This is a genomic window from Candidatus Nitrosotalea sp. FS, assembly GCF_011319475.1.
Lineage (GTDB): Archaea > Thermoproteota > Nitrososphaeria > Nitrososphaerales > Nitrosopumilaceae > Nitrosotalea.
Genome location: NZ_RCMC01000195.1, coordinates 1 through 3,477, shown reverse-complemented (window position 1 = coordinate 3,477; position 3,477 = coordinate 1). Strand labels below are relative to the sequence as shown.

4 protein-coding genes and 1 pseudogene are annotated in these 3,477 nt (G+C 39.3%); all 5 read left to right on the top strand.

The window, feature by feature from the left end:
* On the top strand, positions 1 to 402 hold a 402-nt coding region (locus DYY66_RS14525; protein WP_255496314.1), incomplete at its 5' end, for a DUF561 domain-containing protein.
* Positions 386 to 1,198 carry a dihydroorotate dehydrogenase electron transfer subunit gene (locus tag DYY66_RS07110; protein WP_166287478.1) on the top strand — a complete coding sequence of 271 codons (813 nt, stop codon included), beginning with the start codon at positions 386 to 388 and terminating at the stop codon, positions 1,196 to 1,198. The genes DYY66_RS14525 and DYY66_RS07110, both read left to right, overlap by 17 nt.
* 91 nt (positions 1,199 to 1,289) lie before the next feature.
* Positions 1,290 to 2,972, top strand: a complete 1,683-nt coding sequence (locus tag DYY66_RS07105; RefSeq protein WP_166287499.1) for a radical SAM protein — start codon at positions 1,290 to 1,292, stop codon at positions 2,970 to 2,972.
* Between the two features lie 50 nt (positions 2,973 to 3,022).
* A pseudogene (locus DYY66_RS15420) lies at positions 3,023 to 3,103 on the top strand (30S ribosomal protein S30e); the annotation flags it as partial.
* A gap of 1 nt (position 3,104) precedes the next feature.
* A partial coding sequence (locus DYY66_RS07100) for a 30S ribosomal protein S30e (protein ID WP_255496323.1) occupies positions 3,105 to 3,268 on the top strand: 164 nt, incomplete at its 5' end.
* Positions 3,269 to 3,477 lie beyond the last annotated feature (209 nt).

The window sequence follows — 3,477 nt, the reverse complement described above, 5'->3', positions numbered from 1 at the left end:
TATTTAGAAACTGTGAGAACTGCATGTGAAAGTGGCATTGATGGAATCACGGCAATAAACACACTAAGGGCCATGGCAATTGATGTTGAAACAGCGCGACCAATTTTAAGCCACAAGATTGGTGGTCTGTCTGGCCCTCCAATCAAGCCTGTAGCAGTAAGATGTGTGTATGAAATTTCTTCAAAATTTGACATTCCAATTATTGGCTGCGGCGGAATCTCTACATGGGATGACGCAGTAGAATTTTTACTTGCAGGTGCAAGCGCTGTGCAGATTGGCAGTGCAGTTGGAGAAAAATGGACAGGTGTCTTCTCTGATATCAACAATGGAATATCTAAATACATGGAAAAAAAGAATTATAGAAAATTAAGTGAGATGGTTGGAATTGCAAAAAAGTTTTGATACTCCAAAGATTGTAACAATAGAAAAAGTGGTGGATGAAACACCCACTGTTCGTACCATGTATTTCTCTGATGAAATCATGTCCAAAGTTCTTCCAGGGCAATTTGCAATGGTGTGGATACCTGGTGTGAATGAAATACCAATGAGTGTGATGATATCACGAGAACACGGAAAAGCGGCATTTACAGTACGAAAACATGGACTTGCTACAACTGAATTGTTTTCAAAAAAAGTTGGAGACAAAATAGGCATTCGTGGACCATATGGAAATTCATTTACTGTCAAGCAAGGAAATCTACTCCTTGTCGGAGGAGGAACAGGACTTGTCCCATTGATACGACTGGTAACATTTTTCCAGAAAAGCGATAATGTTACAATAATCATGGGTGCCAAGACCAAGTCCGAGGTCTTTTTTGAAGACTTGGCAAACAAACTGCTTGAAGGGACCACGCACAAAGTGATTGTTGCAACAGAAGATGGAAGCTATGGCGAGAAAGGCCTTGTCACCGATGCCATGGAAAAACTGCTAAAAGAAAACAGATTTGATGCAGTCTATACATGCGGCCCTGAAAAAATGATGCACAAAGTTGTACAAATTGCATCCACAAACAAGATCCACGTTGAGGCAAGCATTGAACGTATGATGAAGTGCGGAATTGGAATCTGTGGAAGTTGTTGCTTTGGAGATGTAATGGCATGCAAGGATGGAACTGTCTTTGATGGTACCACTCTACTTGCAAACAAGGAGTTTGGATACACTCACAGAAGCAAATCAGGCATAATTGATAATTATTAGATTTTGGGAATTCCGGAAAACTTAAAATGCTATAAAAATCCATTCAAATTGAAAATTGGCTAAGATAGTACTGACTGCAGACCGCACTTTGATGTCACCATATCGTGGAATATCACTTGCAACCTTCTTTGGTTGCGCTCCTGCAGTAGATCCACACAGACCAAAAAACAGTTTCTGGTACTATATCCTAAAAGACCAAGTTACTCCAAAGGTTCTCTTTGACTTTATCTGTAATCCAATAGGACACAAAAACGGTATTGCAAACTATGCTCCATATGGATTAAGAAAAGTAGAAGCTGCTCTTTTGCGTGATGGATACAAGAGAAACGAAGTTGTAGTAGCACATCCTGATCATGTGGACAAGTTCATTGGTCCTGAAACTGAGGTGGTTGGAACTTATGAAATGGATCCTCTTGGAATGGGTCCTGTAACTATGACATTTACTTATGGTAGAAAACAGACATCATATGATGAATTTTACAATCGCGATTTACACATGAAGATTAATGCTGCAAAAAAGAAAAACGGAAGTCATGCCAAAGTTATTGCAGGAGCTTCTGGAACTTGGCAGTACAACTATGATCCAAAGAAGATTCAAGAATATGGATTGTATGCAGTCTTGGAAGGAGAACTTGGTGGCATTGCACCAGAAATTGACGGACATGCTGGAGAATTCTTCAACAAACTAATTGCTGGAGACTTTGAAAACATGAATCCATTTGTCAAGAGTGATTTCAAAGTTGAAGTAAAAGAATTTGGAAAAGATGAAAACAAGTTCCATGGAAGATTTATCCACTATTGGGATGAGCCAGATGTTGAAAGCATACCAAACATCGTAGAACCAAGTATGCACGGAATGGTAGAAGTCATGCGAGGATGTGGAAGAGGCTGCAAGTTTTGTGATGTTACACTACGACCATTAAGATACTATTCACCTGAAAAAGTAAAACAAGAGATTGAGGTAAACATAAAGAAAGGTGGCCAGCGTAATGCATGGCTACACAGTGATGATATCTTCGTCTACGGACTTGATCCGAGAAAGACAAAGAACATGGCTCCAAACAGAGAGGCATTAGAAGAACTCTTCAAGGCTGTCATGTCATGTGGAATTGAACACACCAACCCAACCCACGGTACCTTGGCTGGTGCAATTGCCGATGAAAAACTACTTCCTAACTTGTCCAAGATAATAAAATCAGGTCCTAACAACAAGACTGGTGTACAATGTGGATTTGAAACTGGAAGCCTAAGATTGATTGGAAAATATGCAGACAGAAAACTTGCTCCATACAAGCCAGAAGAATGGCACTGGGTTGTAAAAGAGGGAGTAAAGACCCTAAACGAGAATCACTGGATTCCTGCATTTACACTAATCATGGGCCTTGACAATGCAGAAACAGAAGAAGATGGATGGGATACAATACGACTCATAAACGAGCTAGAACTTGAACAGCCTGAATCTCAGTTTACAGTAACACCTCTTACATTTGTCCCAATTGGATTGCTTGAAAAATCTGAATTCTTTGATATTGGAAATGAATTGACTGCACCACAACTTGGTGTCATGTACAAGACATGGCAGCACAACTTCAAGTATGGAATCCAGAAATTCATGGACAAGACTGGAAGCAACAATACTCTAAAGAAAAAGGCATTCACAGGTCTTGCAAGAGCATTGGGTGGTGTTCCACTTACTGCGATGGAAAAATATGCAAGAAGAAAAGGTGCAGAACACGAGAGAGTAATTGAGACCATCAAGGCAAAATACTGGTAAGACTCTTCTAAAACCAAATACATAAATTGAATTAAAATAAAAGTTGATTCGTGCCAACTCACGGATCGCTTACTAAAGCAGGAAAAGTAAGAGGACAAACTCCAAAAGTTCCATCAAGAGAACGACACGGTNCGCTTACTAAAGCAGGAAAAGTAAGAGGACAAACTCCAAAGGTTCCATCAAGAGAACGACATGGAACTATATCCATCACACGAAACAAGGACAATTTTAGAAAAAGATTTATCCTAAAAAGAGTCCCAGGCCAAAACAAACCAGGCCAACGAAAAAGAAAGTAGCATTTTACAAGTTATCTATATCTGAAATCATTTTATTCTGTTTTGCCAATCTAATTTCCAAATAATCAATGAAACCGTGGATATTAGGGACTTGTGTCATAGTGATGGTGTGATCGTACACTGGAAGACACATCCACGGTTCCATTTGTAATTACTTCTTATCGTATAAAAGACTCGATTAACTTTGTTACTGGAATTATGAATAAAAA